This window comes from Mammaliicoccus lentus, assembly GCF_947036595.1.
GTDB classification, from domain to species: Bacteria; Bacillota; Bacilli; order Staphylococcales; family Staphylococcaceae; genus Mammaliicoccus; species Mammaliicoccus lentus.
On the sequence record NZ_OX344834.1, the window covers coordinates 290,350 to 309,132 of the forward strand.

The 18,783-nt window shown below is 32.8% G+C and carries 13 protein-coding genes; 9 read left to right on the forward strand and 4 right to left on the reverse strand.

What is annotated here, in order from left to right:
• Positions 1-301: 301 nt before the first annotated feature.
• Positions 302-2,251: a fructose-specific PTS transporter subunit EIIC gene (locus tag ACNMOQ_RS01310; protein WP_416350156.1), complete on the reverse strand. Its 1,950-nt coding sequence runs from the start codon at positions 2,249-2,251 to the stop codon at positions 302-304.
• Positions 2,252-2,529: 278 nt separating this feature from the next.
• Between ACNMOQ_RS01310 and ACNMOQ_RS01315 the strand changes: the two genes are divergently transcribed.
• The 3 genes from ACNMOQ_RS01315 to ACNMOQ_RS01325 all read left to right on the forward strand — a co-directional run bounded on the left by ACNMOQ_RS01315 (position 2,530) and on the right by ACNMOQ_RS01325 (position 4,579).
• Positions 2,530-2,826, forward strand: coding sequence for a DUF3219 family protein (locus ACNMOQ_RS01315; RefSeq protein ID WP_416350157.1), 297 nt, complete (start codon positions 2,530-2,532; stop codon positions 2,824-2,826).
• A 4-nt stretch (positions 2,827-2,830) separates the two neighbouring features.
• Positions 2,831-3,826, forward strand: a complete 996-nt coding sequence (locus ACNMOQ_RS01320) for an LLM class flavin-dependent oxidoreductase (RefSeq protein WP_026023756.1) — start codon at positions 2,831-2,833, stop codon at positions 3,824-3,826.
• 231 nt (positions 3,827-4,057) lie between these two features.
• Positions 4,058-4,579: a VOC family protein gene (locus ACNMOQ_RS01325; RefSeq protein WP_064204420.1), complete on the forward strand. Its 522-nt coding sequence runs from the start codon at positions 4,058-4,060 to the stop codon at positions 4,577-4,579.
• Positions 4,580-4,768: 189 nt separating this feature from the next.
• Here the strand turns inward: ACNMOQ_RS01325 and ACNMOQ_RS01330 are convergent, their stop codons facing one another.
• Together ACNMOQ_RS01330 and ACNMOQ_RS01335 are read right to left on the reverse strand one after the other, a co-directional pair.
• Positions 4,769-6,589, reverse strand: a complete 1,821-nt coding sequence (locus tag ACNMOQ_RS01330; RefSeq protein ID WP_416350158.1) for an acyltransferase family protein — start codon at positions 6,587-6,589, stop codon at positions 4,769-4,771.
• A gap of 154 nt (positions 6,590-6,743) precedes the next feature.
• On the reverse strand, positions 6,744-7,046 hold the full coding sequence (locus ACNMOQ_RS01335) for a hypothetical protein (protein ID WP_017000990.1): 303 nt from the start codon (positions 7,044-7,046) through the stop codon (positions 6,744-6,746).
• 435 nt (positions 7,047-7,481) lie between these two features.
• On the opposite strand from ACNMOQ_RS01335, the gene mqo reads away from it, so the two are divergent.
• Positions 7,482-8,966 carry a malate dehydrogenase (quinone) gene (gene mqo / locus ACNMOQ_RS01340; RefSeq protein WP_070045041.1) on the forward strand — a complete coding sequence of 495 codons (1,485 nt, stop codon included), beginning with the start codon at positions 7,482-7,484 and terminating at the stop codon, positions 8,964-8,966.
• 119 nt (positions 8,967-9,085) lie between these two features.
• On the opposite strand, the gene ACNMOQ_RS01345 is transcribed toward mqo, so the two are convergent.
• Positions 9,086-10,324, reverse strand: coding sequence for an aminoacyltransferase (locus ACNMOQ_RS01345; RefSeq protein ID WP_416350159.1), 1,239 nt, complete (start codon positions 10,322-10,324; stop codon positions 9,086-9,088).
• 514 nt (positions 10,325-10,838) lie between these two features.
• Between ACNMOQ_RS01345 and fadX the strand changes: the two genes are divergently transcribed.
• From fadX to ACNMOQ_RS01370, 5 genes are read left to right on the forward strand one after another with little or no spacing between them, the layout of a single operon-like run.
• Entirely contained in the window at positions 10,839-12,416 is a 1,578-nt protein-coding gene (gene fadX, locus ACNMOQ_RS01350) for a fatty acid degradation protein FadX (protein WP_416350160.1), read from the forward strand.
• Between the two features lie 14 nt (positions 12,417-12,430).
• On the forward strand, positions 12,431-13,954 hold the full coding sequence (gene fadD, locus ACNMOQ_RS01355; protein WP_103269203.1) for a long-chain-fatty-acid--CoA ligase FadD: 1,524 nt from the start codon (positions 12,431-12,433) through the stop codon (positions 13,952-13,954).
• 60 nt (positions 13,955-14,014) lie between these two features.
• Positions 14,015-15,220: an acyl-CoA dehydrogenase FadE gene (gene fadE / locus ACNMOQ_RS01360; RefSeq protein ID WP_017000995.1), complete on the forward strand. Its 1,206-nt coding sequence runs from the start codon at positions 14,015-14,017 to the stop codon at positions 15,218-15,220.
• A gap of 45 nt (positions 15,221-15,265) precedes the next feature.
• A complete protein-coding gene (gene fadB / locus ACNMOQ_RS01365; protein ID WP_070045044.1) occupies positions 15,266-17,524 on the forward strand; it encodes a 3-hydroxyacyl-CoA dehydrogenase/crotonase FadB in 2,259 nt (752 codons plus the stop codon).
• A 31-nt stretch (positions 17,525-17,555) separates the two neighbouring features.
• Entirely contained in the window at positions 17,556-18,743 is a 1,188-nt protein-coding gene (locus ACNMOQ_RS01370) for a thiolase family protein (RefSeq protein ID WP_064204427.1), read from the forward strand.
• Positions 18,744-18,783 lie beyond the last annotated feature (40 nt).

Genomic DNA, 18,783 nt, shown 5'->3' on the forward strand with positions numbered 1-18,783 from the left:
GTGACAATAAGATTAACAGAAAACAGTCTTGGAATATTTATATGTCGGTATTAAAATGTATATACTTATAAAATCAAAAGTATATGTATTAAATTATCATTACCATTACAGCGCTAAAGTGCTTGTTTACGAACTATAGCCCGCCGTTAAAACCGACTAATTTCCTTATATATAATAAGAGCCTGGGACATAATCAATGTCTCAGGCTCTTTTATTATATTGGCAGTAGCTGGCAGGATTGCCGGGGTAGGACTAAGATATCTGTATAGGAAAATTAATTTTCTGTCTTAATCCTTTATTTTTATATTTCTTGTAATATATTATAAATTTCTTGATTATCTTTTGCTTCTATTAAACTATTACGGATGTCATCATTCATTAAAGCACGTGATAAACGTTGTAATAATTTTAAGTGTGTATCATCACTATCGCTTGGAACAGCAATTAAGAAGACTAATTTTGGTAATGTGCCATCTAAACTTTCCCAATCTACACCATGCTTGTTATTTAATACAGCTACAACAGGTTGTTTTACTGCTGATGATTTACCATGTGGAATGGCTACGTTCATACCTATTGCTGTTGTAGATTGTGATTCTCTTTCTAATACTGCTGAAAGTAAACTTTGTTCATCATCAATGTAGTCGTGAGATTTTAATTGAGTTATTAAGTTTTCTATTACTTGATCTCTCGTCATTGATTCATCAGATAAAGAAATAATATTTTTATCAAACACGTTCATTTCATCATTACTATCTTCAGTCGATTCATTCGTTTGAGTCGTGTTTTGTTCTTGACTAAATTCATTTGTACTGCCACTTGTGTCGGCAACACCAGCTGTTTCTGTAGCTAAATTATCAGGTTTTTTCAACATTAAAGCAGCGGTCATAGTTACAAGGCTACCTACAATAACTGCTATAAAGAACCATAATATTTGTTCGATTCCACCAAGCACTGCAACGATTGGTCCACCATGAGCCACTTTATCACCAACGCCCCCAATTGCAGCGATAGCAGCAGCTACCATTGCACCAATCATATTTGAAGGGATAATACGTAACGGGTCTTGAGCAGCAAATGGTATTGCGCCTTCTGTAATACCGAATAATCCCATTGTAAATGAAGCTTTACCCATTTCGATTTCACTTTTGTTAAATTTACGTCTGTTTACAAATGTTGCTAAACCTAAACCAATAGGTGGAGTACATACCGCAACAGCAACCATACCCATAACAGCATAGTTACCTTCAGCAATCAGCGCTGAACCAAATAAGAATGCTACTTTGTTTACTGGACCACCCATATCAAATGCAATCATAGCACCTATAATGAGGGCTAGTAGAACAATGTTTGCGCCTTGCATGCCTTTCAACCAAGAAGTTAATCCTTCAAATATACTCGCAATAGGTGCGCCTATTAAGAATATAAATATGAGCCCAACAATAAAGGATGAAATAATTGGAATAATAATGATAGGCATAATTGGTGCCATCGCTTTAGGAACTTTGATGTTTTTAATCCATTTTGCTATATAACCAGCGATGAAACCAGCAATAATACCACCTATAAAACCAGCACCAGCTTCACTTCCATAAAAACTACCGTCAGCTGCAATAGCCCCACCAATCATACCAGGGACTAAACCAGGTTTATCAGCAATACTATAGGCGATATAACCAGCGAGAATAGGGACCATGAAACTAAATGATAAAGTACCTATATCTTCAACTGATTTCCAAAATGAGCCGTCAGGGATTTTTAAACCACCTGGAGTCGTTTCACCACCGATAGTTAAAGATATAGCGATAAGAAGACCCCCAACAACAATAAATGGGACCATGAAGGAAACACCATTCATTAAATGTTGATAGACCATTTGAAGACCACTTTTATTGTTGTCGTCTTCGTCATATTCTTCATTTTCATCACGATTTACATGATGTACATGTGCATCTTTATCAATAATACGTTGAATGAGACCTTGTGGATTATGAATACCTTCTCTAACATTTTCGTTGATTAATAATTTGCCATCAAACCTTGATAAATCAACCTGTCTATCAGCAGCAATAATAATACCGTCAGCTTCTTTAATCTCCTTCGACGTAAGTACATTCTCAGCACCGACGCCACCTTGCGTCTCGACTTTAATGTCTACACCCATGTCCTTAGCAGCTTGCTCTAATTTTTCTTGAGCCATATAAGTATGCGCTATCCCGTTAGGACAAGATGTTATAGCCAATATCTTCATATTTACATCTCCCTTTGTTTCCTTTTAAATTAAATATGTTTAAATATTTCATATTCAATATAATTTTAATCATTAATTTTCTATTTAACAAGCTAAGTTAATAAATATATAAATTTATATTTGTGAAATTTGAAAATATAAAAAGTAGTGTCATTCATTCACCATAAACAAAATATAAGTAATAAGGGTATATAAATATTATACTGAGTATATAGAAGTAATGTGCAAACTAATTAACAAACTGCACATAGTCAAGCGGCTACAAAAGGAGAGATAATGTGGTTAAAGAAATATATATAGATGATACTTTAATTTCAGTAACGCATTTTGACGATTCGAAAGATAACGGTGCTTATACGGTTTCAATTGAATTTGACGTAACGAGTGAGGAATATCATGATATAGCCGTTTTATTATATAAAGAAGTGTTCGATATTCGTATTCCTGAAAAGGATATTTCGTTTAGAGGTAAGATTTATAACTATTCAACTTCACTTACAAACTTGTATAAAGAAGGAGAAATTGCGCAATATAGATTAGTGTTAACTGAAGTACCAGAAGAAGTAAAGGACTGAGTTTATGAGGTTAAGCATATTGGATCAATCGCCAGTTTCATCAAATCAAACGTCACGTGAAGCTTTAAATCATTCTTTGAAGTTAGCTCAGATAGGTGAGTCACTTGGTTATACGAGATATTGGTTAACGGAACATCACGATTTACAACATCTTGCAAGTTCAACGCCAGAAGTGTTGTTAGGTTATATTGGTGGACATACTGAAACGATTCGAATTGGAGCGGGTGCTATTTTACTGCCACACTACAGACCTTATAAAGTGGCAGAAATATTCAATACTTTAGCTACTTTATTTCCTAATCGCATAGATTTAGGTATCGGTAGAGCACCAGGTGGTTCAGCAGAAGCGACTAATGCTTTGTCTACAAATTATTTGCAGAAAGTCTTTGCTTTACCTGAATTGTTAGAAGAACTGTTGAATTTTTTAGATGGTAGTTTTCCAGATGGACATGAGTTTAAATCTTTATCAGCGTTACCTAAGCCAGAAAAGTCTGCAACACCATGGTTGTTAGGCACAAGTGAAAAGAGTGCGAAGCTTGCTGCTAAAAATGGATTGCCATATACTTTTGGTTATTTTATGAGTGACAATAAAGGTACTGAAATTATTCAAACGTATAAGGACAATTTCGTGAAAAGATATGAGAACCAAGAACCAGAAGTCATTCTTACAGTATCAGTTGTTTGTGCTGAAACGAATAAACAGGCGGAGGAAATGGCATTAAGCAGTTTAATTTGGTCTATTCAAAAAGAAAAATTAGAAGATGAAAATGGCGTACCTTCAATTGAAGCGGCTAAGCAATATGAACTCACTGATAAAGAGAAAGAAAAAATCGAAAATATGAAACGACAAATGATTATCGGTGACCAAAAAACAGTGAAGACTCAATTAAAAGCACTTGAAAAAGAATATGAGTGTGATGAAATTATGATAAACACGGTAACGTATTCTCCAGATGATAAATTTAATTCTTATTGTTTAATAGCAGAGGTATTATTATAAAGGTATTCATTATTTTGCTATATGAATATCAAAATAGGATGGTGATGAGCATGTTACTTTTAATAGGTAAAATAATCATCTCAGTAGGGCTTGTTGTTGGCTCAATCATAGAAGAAACAATACGGTCTAAAAAGAAAAAAGAACGTAACAAAGATTTATAATACTTTATTTTAATTAAATAATATTTATTGTTATGATAAATGGGAATGAATTCATAAGGAGTGATACATTTTGGATATATCGAGAGGTATAAATCATATAGGTTTAACGGTCCCGAATATTGAAGATGCTACAAAATTCTTTAAAGAAGGACTAGACGGTAAAATTGCTTATGATAGTCAGAAGAAAGATGAAAGCCCCCGTGATGGAGAACATGTAGAACATATTCTTGGGTTAGAAGAAGGGGCAAAAATTATAAAAAAAAGAATGATGGTATTTGGCAATGGTCCGAATATAGAAATGTTTGAATTTCAAGATGCTAAACAAGCAAAACCAGATTCGTTGCAAGATATTGGTTTTACGCATATTTCATTTTATGTAGATGATTTTGAAAAAGCTTTTGAACAAATTCAAAAAGCAGGTGGAGAACCCATTTCACAACCACATGACAATACAAAATACGAAGACACTGCAGGTAATAAAACGGTTTATGTTAAAGCGCCATGGGGCAGTTTGATAGAGTTACAAACAGTACCAGAAGGGTTTTATTATCCTTCTGACAGTGAAGCGGAAGTATTTATCCCAAAGAAATAATTAAAAAATGGGAGTGGGACAGAAATCTCATTTTATTAAAAAGATTTCGTAGTCCCACCCCGGCAAGGATGACTAAGTATGAAAAAAGCTTGTTATAAGCGCATTTTCATACCAGTCAGCTACTGCCAATACAAAAAGAGAGTCTGGGACAATTATTTATGTCCCAGACTCATTTTTTTATAATTATATCTATTTATCATTGAGGTGATTATCTATTTCTTCTACGAGAGCCCTCACGCCTTTATATTCAAGATGAACACCATCGTATGCAAAGTAGTCAGAATGTCCTTTAGCTTTGCTGTGCCAGTCTATTAGATGAACATTATTTTTTTGACTTGCAAGCTTGTCTAATTTTTTGTTTACATCGTCTTCCCAATCTCTTGGTACATGTGTGTTTACTAAATAGACTTGTGATTTTCCGAATTTATTAACCAATTCTTTTAATTTTTCATATGTAAAATCTCCATTTGTACCAAGTTCAATTACGACTTTATGTTTTGATGTCGTGTATTTACTGTATTTGTCTTTAACCAATGGGATGGCGTCATTTAAATTTCTACCAACTTTGCCATCTATTATGGAAGAAGGATAATTTTGATGAAGTTGTTTACCGATATCGACCATTACAGAGTCTCCTATAAATAATGGTGCGGGCTCGTCTTTATTAGATTTCGTATTTTTGTGATCAGTTAGTTCTTTGTTTACTGAAATTGGTGGAACAGGCTTGATGATACTTTTATCATTGGTTTCTTTACCTGAAGTTTGAAAAGAAGTTAAATTTTCTTTCGTTTTATTTTGATGTAAGTAATCAAAATGTCCAAATAATGTTAAAGATGTTACGCCGATTAATAAAATGATTATAGTAATACGCATAAATATAAACTTGAGGTGCCCTTTTGGTATTACTAAATATTTAAACCCATATTTTCTAAATGGAATCTCCACATAACGATATGAAAATTCAGCAAATAAAATCGTTAAACAAATTTCTATTATTATGATGTATATAGGAATTTGCCCTTGCACAAAGTGACGATTTATAAAAACTATAACTGGATAATGCCATAAGTATAAGCTGTAAGATCTTTGTCCAATCCATAAGAATAATGGATTACCTAGTGCTTTAGATAACAACGTACTTGGGTGAACACTGCTTGCTATAGCTGGTAAAGTTAATAAAGATATTATATAAATACCGCCAAAATAAAACCAATTATCACTTGAAGATACTGTGAACATGAAGAAAAGTAAAATAAATAAAGATACTAAACCAATGAATTCTATACTTAACTTTAATGGAATAGTGACATGATGCTTTAATCTAAATGGCGGCCAAATATAAGCTAACAACACTCCAAGTAATAATGTTTGTAATCTAGTATCAGTACCGAAGTATACACGAGAGTTATCTGCATTAGGCTGTGCTAAAAATATCATGATTAATACTGATATAATAGAAACAATAAAAGTCCATAAGACTGCCTTCTTATTAAACACGCCATTTTTAAAAAACAACGAAAGGAAAATTGGCCATATGATATAAAATTGTTCTTCTATAGCTAAACTCCATAAATGTTTTAAAGGCATTAATTTGAAACTATCAAAGTAACTTACATGATGAAAAATATACCACCAATTCGAAACATAAAATATTGCTGCTATAGCATCGTGTCTTACATCTTTTATAATAGATGGTTCAAATAATAATGTATAAATACAGACACTAGCAATGAGAAACAATACTGCGGGTAATAATCTTTTAATTCTCTTTTCCCAAAAATGTAATAAATTAATATACCCATTTTGCTGAAATTCATTTAACAATAAACTTGTAATTAAATAACCAGAAATGACGAAGAAAGTATCAACGCCGATAAAACCACCAGACAACCATTTAGGGTTTAAATGATAAATAATTATAGCGATAACAGCAATGGCTCGTAACCCGTCCAAACCAGGCAAATACCTAGTGTTTAATGACATAGCTGTCTTTGGATTCTTAGAAATCATTTCCGAATCTCCTTAATATATAAAATAACCTTAATAGACAAAATTATATCATTTTTTACCATATTTATACATTAAAAGGAAATAAAAGGCTGCGTATTTATAATAAAAAAACCACCTAGCAATTGCTAGGCGGTTTGAACTTAATTATAATAATTTAGTCCATACGTTTAAGAAGTTCAGATTTAATAATGTTTAATGCTTCCTTATAATTTTCCGCGTTGTGTTCTTGAGCATTTAAAATAAGCAAATCAATAAGTGCTGTATTACTTTTATTACTTACTTCATCTTCAAATTGAAAAATGTTTTCTTCTGATTCCTCATGACCAGGGTTAGATTTAATAATTTGGTAGTAATTATCAGCACCTAAGCCACCTTCTTCAATCATGACTGAAATTCCGGATGATCTTTGTTCATTTTGGCGATTCACTTTAATTAAATTTTTACCTTTAATAACCATAATAAAACCTCCTTGAAATGATCGAAATCCGTACAAAATTCATATCGTTAAAACAAGAGGAAGAAAAATAATCATAATGTGCTTTAGAAATAATCACCTGCTCAATACTATTAGTAATTCTAGTGTATTATTACACAGAAGAAAACACAATACCTTTGCTCAAAATAATAAAAAACGTTATTTTTTCGATATACAGGGAACATATAATGTATAGATTTCTTCAAAACCATAATATCCCAAAAATGTTAGGGAAATATTACTATCATTAAAAATGTTATAATTTACTTTTCCTTACTATTGTTTTAATATTAGCTTATAAAGCGCTTTATTTATACATTTCTTATGTAAATCAATAATTTATTTAAGCTTTTTATCGTTATATTCAAATAAAAATTTTAGAATATAATTGATTATAATTTAGAAAGGTGATTATGAATGGATAATACACAACCAAAAGACGTCATATTAATTGGCGCTGGTATTCTAAGTACAACTTTTGCTTCTTTCTTAAAAGACATAGAACCGGATTGGAACCTTAAAATCTTTGAACGTTTAGACCAACCGGCTATTGAAAGTTCAAATGAAAAGAATAATGCTGGTACAGGTCACGCAGCGTTATGTGAATTGAACTATACAGTAGAACAAGAAGATGGCTCTATCGATGTAGAGAAAGCTAAAGAAATTAACGAACAATTCGAGATTTCTAAACAATTTTGGTCTCATTTAGTTAAAAGCAAAGCGATAGAGAATCCTAAAGAATTCATCCGTCCATTACCTCATATCAGTTTTGTTATGGGTATGCGCAATGTTGATTTCTTAAAACGTCGTTATGAAGCTTTAAAATCATTACCGATGTTTGAAGGGTTAGATTACTCAGAAGATCATGAAAAATTAGCTGAATGGATGCCATTAATCATGGAAGGTCGTAATTCTAACGAACCTCTAGCTGCTAGTAAAATTGATGAAGGTACAGACGTAAACTTCGGTGAATTAACACGTAAATTAGTTAAAAACATCGAAAAGCATGACAATGCAGAAGTACAATTCCGTCAAGAAGTTGTGAATTTCAAACAACGTGAAGACAGCAAATGGGAAGTTGAAGTACGTAATTTAGAAACAGGTGAAGTTGTAACACATGTTGCTGATTATATCTTCATCGGTGCAGGTGGTAATGCAATTCCATTACTACAAAAAACTAAAATACCTGAAAGTAAACATCTTGGAGGCTTCCCAATTAGTGGTGCATTCTTAGTTTGTAATAATCCGAAAATTGTTAATGAACATGATGCGAAAGTGTATGGTAAAGAACCACCAGGCACACCACCTATGACAGTTCCACACTTAGATAGACGTTACATTCAAGGTAAAGAAAGTCTTTTATTTGGACCATTCGCAGCAATTGGACCAAAATTCTTGAAAAATGGTTCTAACTTAGATTTATTCAAATCTATTAATCCAAGTAACGTGGTAACGATGTTATCATCTGGTGTTAAAAACATGTCATTAGTTAAATACTCAATTCAGCAAGTACTTATGAACAAAGAAGATCGTATGAAAGAATTACGCCGCTATGTTCCTAATGCTAAAGATGAGGATTGGGATTTACACATTGCTGGTAAACGTGTTCAAGTTATTAAAGATACAGAAGAACATGGTAGAGGCTTTATCCAATTCGGTACTGAAGTTGTAAACTCTAAAGATAACACTGTCATTGCTTTATTAGGTGAATCACCAGGAGCTTCAACATCAGTATCAGTAGCTTTAGAAGTATTTGAAAAGAACTTCCCACAATATATCAAAAAATGGGAACCAAAAATCAAAGAAATTATCCCTTCATACGGTGAATCTTTAATTGAAGATACTGATTTATTGAAGAAAACAAGAAAAGCTACAAGCAAAGATCTTGAATTAGAATCATAAAGCGTAAAAGTAACATAAGAAAATAAAAAACAGCAATTCGTCTTATAAACGAATTGCTGTTTTTTTATTGAAGTTTTAACGTCCTCGCATGTTGCAAGAGAGGTACCACGTGCAACATATCAATTTAACTTTTTATAAATATTATAGAAAATTGGTCTAATAGGTTTTATAAAATCTCCGACTAGTTCTTCAACATGACCATTAAAACCTTTTTTAAATTTAATAACGCCCGCATCTTCCGATTTATCTGAGAAATCACCCGTTATTCCATAAAAATTGTACCTATTTATCTTATTATTTTTAGCGAATTTTATCATTTCCCACTGCAATTTATATGCACCCATAAACTTATTTAATTCGGGGTTAGAGCCGCTTGCTAAATAATAGACTTCATGCTGATTATAGATATAAAGCGCAGCAGCTAAATTTAATATATTACCATGTTGTTGAATTAACTGATTACTATTATCGATATTCGTTTCTATATTTTCTATTTGTTTTTCGATTTGATTTATTTTTGTTTTACTCTTTTTAGAGTTAGGATTCTCTTTTATTTTATCGGTAAGGATACGATATTCGAGGAGGGCTTGCTCTTTTTGACTTAATAATTTTTCCTGATATGTTTGTAAATCAATATAAGCTAATTTAAAGAATGAATTTTCAGGATAAATGTTTTTAATATTTTTGAAATATGATTCATCTCTAAAGGAAAATCCGTGTTTTTCTTCTGCCATTTGAAAAAGTTTGTAAAATAGAGGGATTTCTTCTTCTTTAAGGGTTCTTACTTTTACACCCATTTCCTCTGTTTTTTTGATATTACGTCTCGTTTTGTAATCCATATTATTTAATATGTCATCGATATTTTTATTTTCAAGATTTAAAACAGATAGCCATCTTATTTGGCTTTTGTTTGAATATCCTACACTAAAACCTTGATGTGCATACCCTAATTTATTTAATGTTTTATACAATTGTTGGTTATTATAACTTTTTAGTATTTCACCATCATGATTTCTTATGTTTTCAATAATATATGGGTCTACTAAAACAAATAAACAATTATTTTGTTTTAAATATTTTGTTAAGTGCTTAAAAAAGAAAGTGACAAGTTCGACATCAGCATAGTTCATAATTGGACCCCTATGTGTATAAAAGTATTTAAATACTTTCATAGAACGTGCTTCAGTTAATAGACAAGCTGCTATAACTTCATTTTTATTATTTTTAACACCAACTATATGACAACCCCTTTGTACTTTTTTCCTGTTTAAAAAATGACTTTTTGATTGAGTATAATGAGATAAATTTTTTTGAGCAAATGCGTCGAATTCATTTGGATTTAATTGAATAAATTTCATTATATAATGTTTCCTCCTAAGTTTATTTATAATTTATTATAACAAAATATTGTAATAATATGTAAAATATTACCATTAAAGCGATAAAATAATTTAAGGAAAAAAATTACTTCATATATCAAACAAAAATACTGAATATTATTAAATATTTATAAAAATGATGCTTATAATATCAATCGTTCTGATATAAAACTTAATAAGTTCATTTTTTTATAAATCAATTTATTACTATATTCATATATAAAAGTGATTTTTGATAATTTAATTTTTGTATTTTAGTTACGTTTTTCTGCGGAATAAAATTGTTTCTAAAAGCATTATCACTACAGTATGTGATGTGGTACTAAGTTCTAGTTATAAGCAATTATTTAATAATTGAAAAGATATTGTCGTATACCTTTTTACTTTTGTTTTATATTTACAATGTGTTATATTTATAAATGTAAGGGCTTACATTTATTTGAGGGGGTCTTTTATGAAATGTTTGCATCATAGATAGTTGGGGGTTAGTCTAATGAAAATTATTTCGTTCAATGATTTAAAAGATATTGTAAAGTCCGGTGATGTAATATCTATTGCTGCATTATCAGTTGCTAATTTACCGGTTAATGTTTTAAAACATATTGCTTTGGCTCATGAGAAAACTGGGCAAATTGATGATTTAACTATTATGTTGGCAAATGATATTAGTGATTACCGTGGGGATGGTTATGATTTAGATTCATTTGTTAGTCGTGGGATGGTTAAACGACTGATTGCAAGTATTATTATTGGTTCACCTAAAACGATTGAAGCGATAAAAAACAATGAAATTGAAGCTTACATGTTGCCTCAAGGTTTAATGGCGACGCATTATAGACGAGATTCAAAATTGTTTCCTGGCACGATTTCTAAAATAGGACTTAATACGAACATAGATCCAAGATATTCAGGTGGAAAAGTGAATGAAGTGACTAAAAAAGATATCGTTAGTTTACTAGAAGTGAATCATGAAGAATACTTACATTATGATTTTCCTAAAACCGATATTGCACTTCTTCGTGGTACATATGCAGATAGTGAAGGTAATATTTTTATGAATCATGAAGCACACTTAGGTGAAGGTTATGGCGTTGCAGCAGCAGCTCATAGTAAAGGTGGGAAAGTCATCGTACAAGTTAAAGAAATTGTGGAAAGTGGTAGTTTCAAGCCGACTGAAGTATTTATACCAGGTGAACTTGTAGACTATGTAGTTGTGAACGATAATCCGAAATATCATCGACAACTTCCACAAGCATATTATGACCCTGCTTTATCAGGTGAATACAGAATCAATAAAATGCTTGAACCATTTATTGAGTTTAATACACGTAAAGTTATTCTCCGTCGAGCTGCACAATTTCTACAAAGAGATGATGTAGTCAGTATTGGTTTTGGAATCAACAATGAACTATCAAATATGCTAGTAGAAGAAGAAGCACATGACTTAGTGCAGTTAAACGTTGATACTGGTAACTTTGGTGGAATGGTAGGAAGTAGGGAATACTTCGGTATGAACTATAACTTAGATGCAAGAATGAGACATGAAATGACTTGGGACTTTATATATAGCGGTGGACTGGATGTAGCATATTTAAGCTTTGCTGAAATCGACCAACATGGAAATGTTAATGTCTCGATGTATGGCGATAGAATGAATGGCTGTGGGGGATTCGTTGATATTAGCCAAACAGTTAAGAGAATTGTATTTTCAGGGACGATGGTAGTAGGAAGTCAGTCTACTTGTAGCAATAATGAGTTGGTCATTGAACAAGAAGGTCATACAAAGAAATTTGTAGAACAAGTTAAAAATTTAGACTTCAATGCTGCATATTCTAGGAAATTAGGACAAGAAGTTTATTATGTTACTGAACGTGCTGTATTCCAATTAACTGATGATGGTCTGAAATTGATTGAAATTGCGCCAGGTTTAGATTTAGAAAAAGATGTACTCGCTAACTTGGCATTTCAACCGATTATCGCTGATGATCTTAAAATGATAAATCGAGACATTTATCAAGAAAATTGGGGAGGCTTGCAAAGAAGTATTCAAGATAATAGTTCAAACTATTAAGGGGGGCGTTTAATATGAATTACGATTGGATAAAAACGAGAGCGCAATTTGATGAAGAGAAACCAGCAGTCATCGATCCGTTAAAAGGCACGGAATGGACTTACCAAGAATTGAATATAAGGGCAGAAAACTTAGCGAATCACCTACAAGAACAAGGGGTTAAACGTGGTGATGTCGTTGGTATTTTTGCGCCAAACGATGTGTCAATTTTAGATTTATTGTTTGCTTCATTTAAAATAGGCGCAGTATACTTTCCGATGAATTGGCGTCTAAAACCAAATGAAATCGAAAGTGTGATAGAAGATTCAAATATTAAAATGATATTTTATTCCACTAGGCATCTGAGTAGTTTACAAGGTATAGCAGATGAGTATTTACATTTAGATATAGATTCTAAAGAATATGATGAAATAGTGGATCCGAAAAATCATCGACCATTTGAATCAGTAGATGTGGGGCAAGATGATTTAGCATCATTAATGTATACGAGTGGAACAACAGGATTACCTAAAGGTGTTATGTTTACGTATGAATCATTCACAACAAATGCTGTAAATACGATTTTAACTTATAAAGTAAACGCTGATTTCTCTACTATCGTATCATTACCAATGTTCCATGTATTTGGTTTTAATGATTTAACAATTCCATTATTGATGGCAGGTGGCACAATTGTACTGCATCGCTACTTTGAAGGTGAACAGTTAAATGATTTAATGAAGAAGTATCAACCTAATTATTTAACACTTATTCCGACGATGTATTATGCGATGTTAGTAGCACCAAACTTTGATATGAAAAGCTTTGAAAATATAGACTTTCTTGTTCAAGGTGGGTCTGCTCCGCTTCCAGGCGTGCAGAAAAAATTCCAAAGCATGGGTTTAAATTTAATTAATGGTTATGGATTAACAGAAGCACCGTTGGCATTAGTTAATACACCTACAAATGCAGTGAAGAAACCAATGAGTATTGGCAAACCTGTCATGTACGTTAAAGTACGCATATACAATGATGATTATGAAGAAGTTGGAGTAGGAGAAATCGGAGAGCTTGCAATTAAGGGTAAACAAGTAACGCCAGGTTATTGGAATAAACCTGAAGCGACCGAGAAAAACTTTAAAGATGGTTATTTCTTAACAGGAGATTTGGCGAGAGTTGATGAAGATGGAGATATTTATATTGTAGACCGCAAAAAAGAAATGATTATTACAGGCGGCGAAAACGTGTTACCTTCTGAAGTTGAAGCGGTCCTTGCATCTCATCCTCTAGTAGCTCAAGGTGTAGTCGTAGGGTTTGAGAGTGAGAAATTTGGCGAATCCGTATCTGCAGCTGTGTTACTATCAGAAGATGATCCTGATTATGAAGAAAAATTAGATAAACATATGAAGGAGCATTTAGCAGGATATAAAGTTCCGAAAATGTATTTGAAAGTTACGAAAATGCCATTAACATCTACTTCAAAACCCGATAAATTAGAAATTCAAAAAATGATGAATAAGAAAGCGAAACAAAATAATAAAGAAAATGACTTAGAATAAAGCATTATATTTTTTTAAATCTTATTGTAAGCGTTATCATTTTAAATGGAGGTTACTATTATGACAAACAGAGAAGAAACATTAAAAGAATTATTTCCAGAAGATATACTCAATATTTCTAAAGACTTAACAGACGGTGAATTGAAATTTCTTAAACAATTAAATGATTTGTTAGAAGAAAAATATAGATCAACTATTAATGAACATTGGATAAATGCGACAGTCCCAGAAGATTTCTTTGATGATATGGGTAAGTTAGATTATTTTAATAATCCATTATTATTTGAAGGCCGTGAAGGTGCTAAAACACCGAGTCAATTATTCCAATTTTTCATGTCATATGTTGTAGCACGATTTGATGTTTCACTAGTTACGCTATTAGGTGTACATCAAGGTTTAGGACACAATTCATTCTTGTTTGGCGGAAGCAAAGAACAAATCGCTTATTATATTCCTAAATTACAATCTCACGAATTGAGAACATGTTTCGCTTTAACTGAGCCTGAACATGGATCAGACGTTGCTGGTGGATTAGAAACAACAGCAAAGAGAGAAGGAGATAAATGGATTATCAATGGTGAGAAGAAGTGGATAGGCGGTGCAAACTTATCTGATGTTATACCAGTTTATGCAGTAGATGTTGAAACAGGTAAGCCTAAAGGTTTCATTATTAAGCCTGAACAAGAAGGTGTAGATATTGAAATTATTGAAAATAAAATAGCGTTAAGAATTATACCAAATACAATAATTCGTTTAAAAAATGTAGAAGTTAAAGAAGAAGATAGATTACAAAATATTAATGGCTTCAAAGATATTGCAAAAGTACTTTATTCAACACGTGCTGGTGTAGCGTACATGGCTACTGGAGCATTAGCAGGTGCACTTCGCGCTACATTGGATTATGTGACTGAGCGTAAGCAATTTGGTAAAGAAATTAGTAAATATCAATTAATTCAAGAGAAGTTAGCTATGATGCAAGGTAACTTAGCTCAAGCGATGGCAACTTGTGCACAACTTGCGCGAATGCAAGCCCATGGTGAGTATGATGAAGTTGCAACTTCAACAGCAAAAATGATGAATTCATTGAGACTTAGAGAATCAGTTGCAATGGGTAGAGGTATTACAGGTGGTAACGGTATTCTCGCTGAATATGATATTGCAAGATTCTTCTCGGATGCTGAAGCAGTATACACATATGAAGGTACACATGAAATAAACGCTTTAGTTATAGGGCGCGCATTAACAGGTGATTCAGCCTTTCTTTAATTCAATAACAAGTAAAGAAATACAGAATATATTGGAGGACTTTTTATGACTATAAAAAAAGCAACCGTTCTAGGTGCAGGCACAATGGGAAGTCAAATAGCTGCTCTATTAGTAAACGCAGGATTGAAAGTAAAACTATTAGATATAGTAATTGATGAGCAAGATCCTAATAAAATTTCTAAAAAAGCATATGAAACGATAACAGACAAAAAAAGACCGTTATTGTTTAATTTAGAATTTGCTTCTAACTTATCTTACGGTAATTTTCAAGATGATTTAAATGGTGAAGATGATGCTGATATCTATATTGAAGCGGTGAAAGAAGAACTAGAGATTAAGCATCAAGTATGGAAACAAGTAACATCAGTAGCTAAAGATGATGCAATATTTGCGACAAATACTTCTGGTATTCCTATTGAAGCAATATCAAAAGTGTTTGAACCAAAAGATAAAGAACGATTCTTAGGTATGCACTTCTTCAATCCGCCTCGTATTATGAAGTTAGTAGAGGTTATACCGAATAAAGATACTTCAAAAGATGTTATAGACAGAACACAAACATTTGCTGAAGAAATATTAGGTAAAGGTGTTGTTGTCGCTAACGATGTTCCGGGATTTGTAGCAAACAGAGTCGGAACACAAACGATGAATGACATTATGTATCGAGGGGAAGAACAAGGATTTTCAATTGTTGAAGTCGATGCTTTAACAGGACGTGCTATCGGTAGACCGAGTACGGGAACTTACGGATTATCAGATTTAGTCGGATTAGATATTGCGGTCACTGTTATTAAAGGGCTACAACAAATTCCAGAAGAAGAGCCTTATTTCAAAGATACAAAAATTGCAGAAACGCTCGTTAAAAACGGTTCGTTAGGTCGTAAAACAAAACAAGGCTTTTATAAAAAAGATAAAAAGACACGTTTAGTTTATGATATAGATTCGGATGAATACGTACAGCCTGAACCACCACAATTAGAAATTTTATCTAAATTCAGTAAAGATTTAAAATCAAATTTAGATGTGATATTTAATGCAGAAGATAAAGCAGGATTATATTTATGGGAAACATTAAGAAATAATTTCTATTATTCAGCAATTAATGTACCAAAAGCTGCTTCTGACTTTAAAGATATTGATCGAGCTTTAGTTTGGGGATTTAACTGGAAAGCAGGTCCATTTAAACTTTGGGATTTAATGGGCTTCGAAAGAGTTAAAAAACGTATGAAAGATGAGCTTGGTGAGTTACCAGAGTGGATTGAAAATCAAACTGAAAGTTTCTATAAAGAAGGAGAAACAATAGAACGTGTAACGCCTACATCGGAATTTATTGACCGTGAAATTTGGAATAAAGAAGACTCTAATTTATCTGTGGCAAACAAAGATCAATTGTTATTTAAATTACAAAGTAAAAATAATATCGTATCAGATGGTTTTGCTGAAGATTTAATAGAAGCTATAGATTTATTAGAAGAAGAAGATTATACAAGTATGGTTATATACGCTGATGGTAATAATTTCAGTGTTGGCGCAAATTTATATTTAATGAAGCAAGCGCACGAATCTAAAGATGTGGAAAATTTAGTTGGTCCAGCCATTGATAACTTGCATAAGAGTTTCAACAGAATGAAATATTCACTTAAACCAATCGTAACTGCCGTGCATGGTAGAGCTTTAGGTGGTGGTTGTGAAGTTGTGCTTCACTCGCCATTCGTGGTAGCAGCAAGTGAAACGTATATAGGATTAGTTGAAACAGGTGTAGGCTTATTACCAAGTGGTGGTGGATTAGCTGAGCTTTCTGATAGAGTGCTAAGAACAAATCATAAAGAAAATGATAAGCAAGAGTCTATTTCAAAAGTATTAATGAACGTAGGTTTAGCTAAAGTTTCAACAAATGCATATGAAGCTAAACGCTATGGTTATTTAAGAGATACAGACTCTATCATATTCAATAAAGAAAAACGTGTTGAAGTAGCGTTAAATAAAGCGAGATATGAATCAGAAACAAATTATATTCCAAAACCAAAAGCGCAATATACTGCATTAGGTAGAGACTTTAAAGCGCTAGCTCAAGGTCAATTGGACGCACAACGTTTAGGCCACTTTATTAGTGATTATGATTACGAAATTACAATGAAAGTTGCACATATATTATCTGGCGGAGACTTGCCACGCAACACATTTATAAACCAAAGATACCTTCAAAAATTAGAAAGAGAAGGATTCTTACAACTCTTACAAAACGAAAAAACATATGACCGTATTTCACATATGTTAGAAAAAGGAAAACCTTTACGCAATTAATGATGAGTTGAAAAAGAGAGGATGGATATCAATGCAAGATGCATATATAGTAGCATACGGACGTTCAGCAGCAGGTAAAGCAAAGCCAGGCGGCGCGTTATTCCATGAAAGACCTGATGAAGTTGGTGCACAAGTCTTAAAAGGTGTATTAGATAAAATAGAAGGATCATTCGACTACAGTATGGTAGACGATGTAATACTCGGCAATGCTTTCCCAGAGGGTTTACAAGGACAAAATATGGCGCGTTCAATCGCGTTGTTAGCTGGTCTTCCTAAAGAAGTGCCAGGACAAACTGTGAATCGTTACTGTTCTTCAGGACTACAAACAATCGCAATAGCAGCTAATGAAATTATGTCAGAACAAGCAGATGTGTTAGTTGCTGGCGGTGTAGAATTAATGAGCGCCGTGCCAATGGGCGGTAATGAGCCAACGAACAATCCAGAGTTGCAAGAACAAGATACAGGTGTTTCTTATCCGATGGGATTAACGGCTGAAATGGTAGCAGATGAATTTAATGTTTCTAGAGAAGAACAGGATAAATATGCAGTAGAAAGTCATAAGCGTGCTAATGAAGCACGTGAAGCGGGAAAATTTGATGATGAAATTATACCGCTAGACATTCATAAAGTAAGTTATGACCAAAACGGTCCTGTCGTATCAAAAGAAACATTCAAAGAAGACGAGTTAATCAGACCAGAAACAAATCTTGAATCATTAGCCAAATTAAGAACCGTATTCAAGGCAGATGGAACGGTAACTGCTGGAACATCAGCACCTTTAACAGACGGAGCAGGATTTGTAGTGCTGATGTCTGGTGATAAAGTGAAAGAACTAGGTGTTAAACCAATTGCTAAGTTTGTAGGGTTTAAAGCAGTAGGTGTTGATCCTAAAATAATGGGTATTGGCCCAGCATACGCAATTCCAGAAGTACTTGAACTTACAAATCTTAATGTAGAAGATATTGACTTAGTTGAATTAAACGAAGCTTTTGCTTCTCAAACAGTTGCTTCAATTAATAAAGTAGGTCTAGATGTTAACAAGACAAACGTTAACGGTGGTGCAATAGCATTAGGTCACCCACTAGGGGCAACAGGTGCAATGCTAACTGCTAAGCTCTTATCTGAAATGAAGAGAAGACCAGATTCTAAATATGGAATGGTCACAATGTGTATTGGAGTAGGTATGGGTGCAGCAGGTATCTTTGAATATGTAAGATAAATTAAATTTGAGAACTAAATAATATGTTACAAAATAAAGC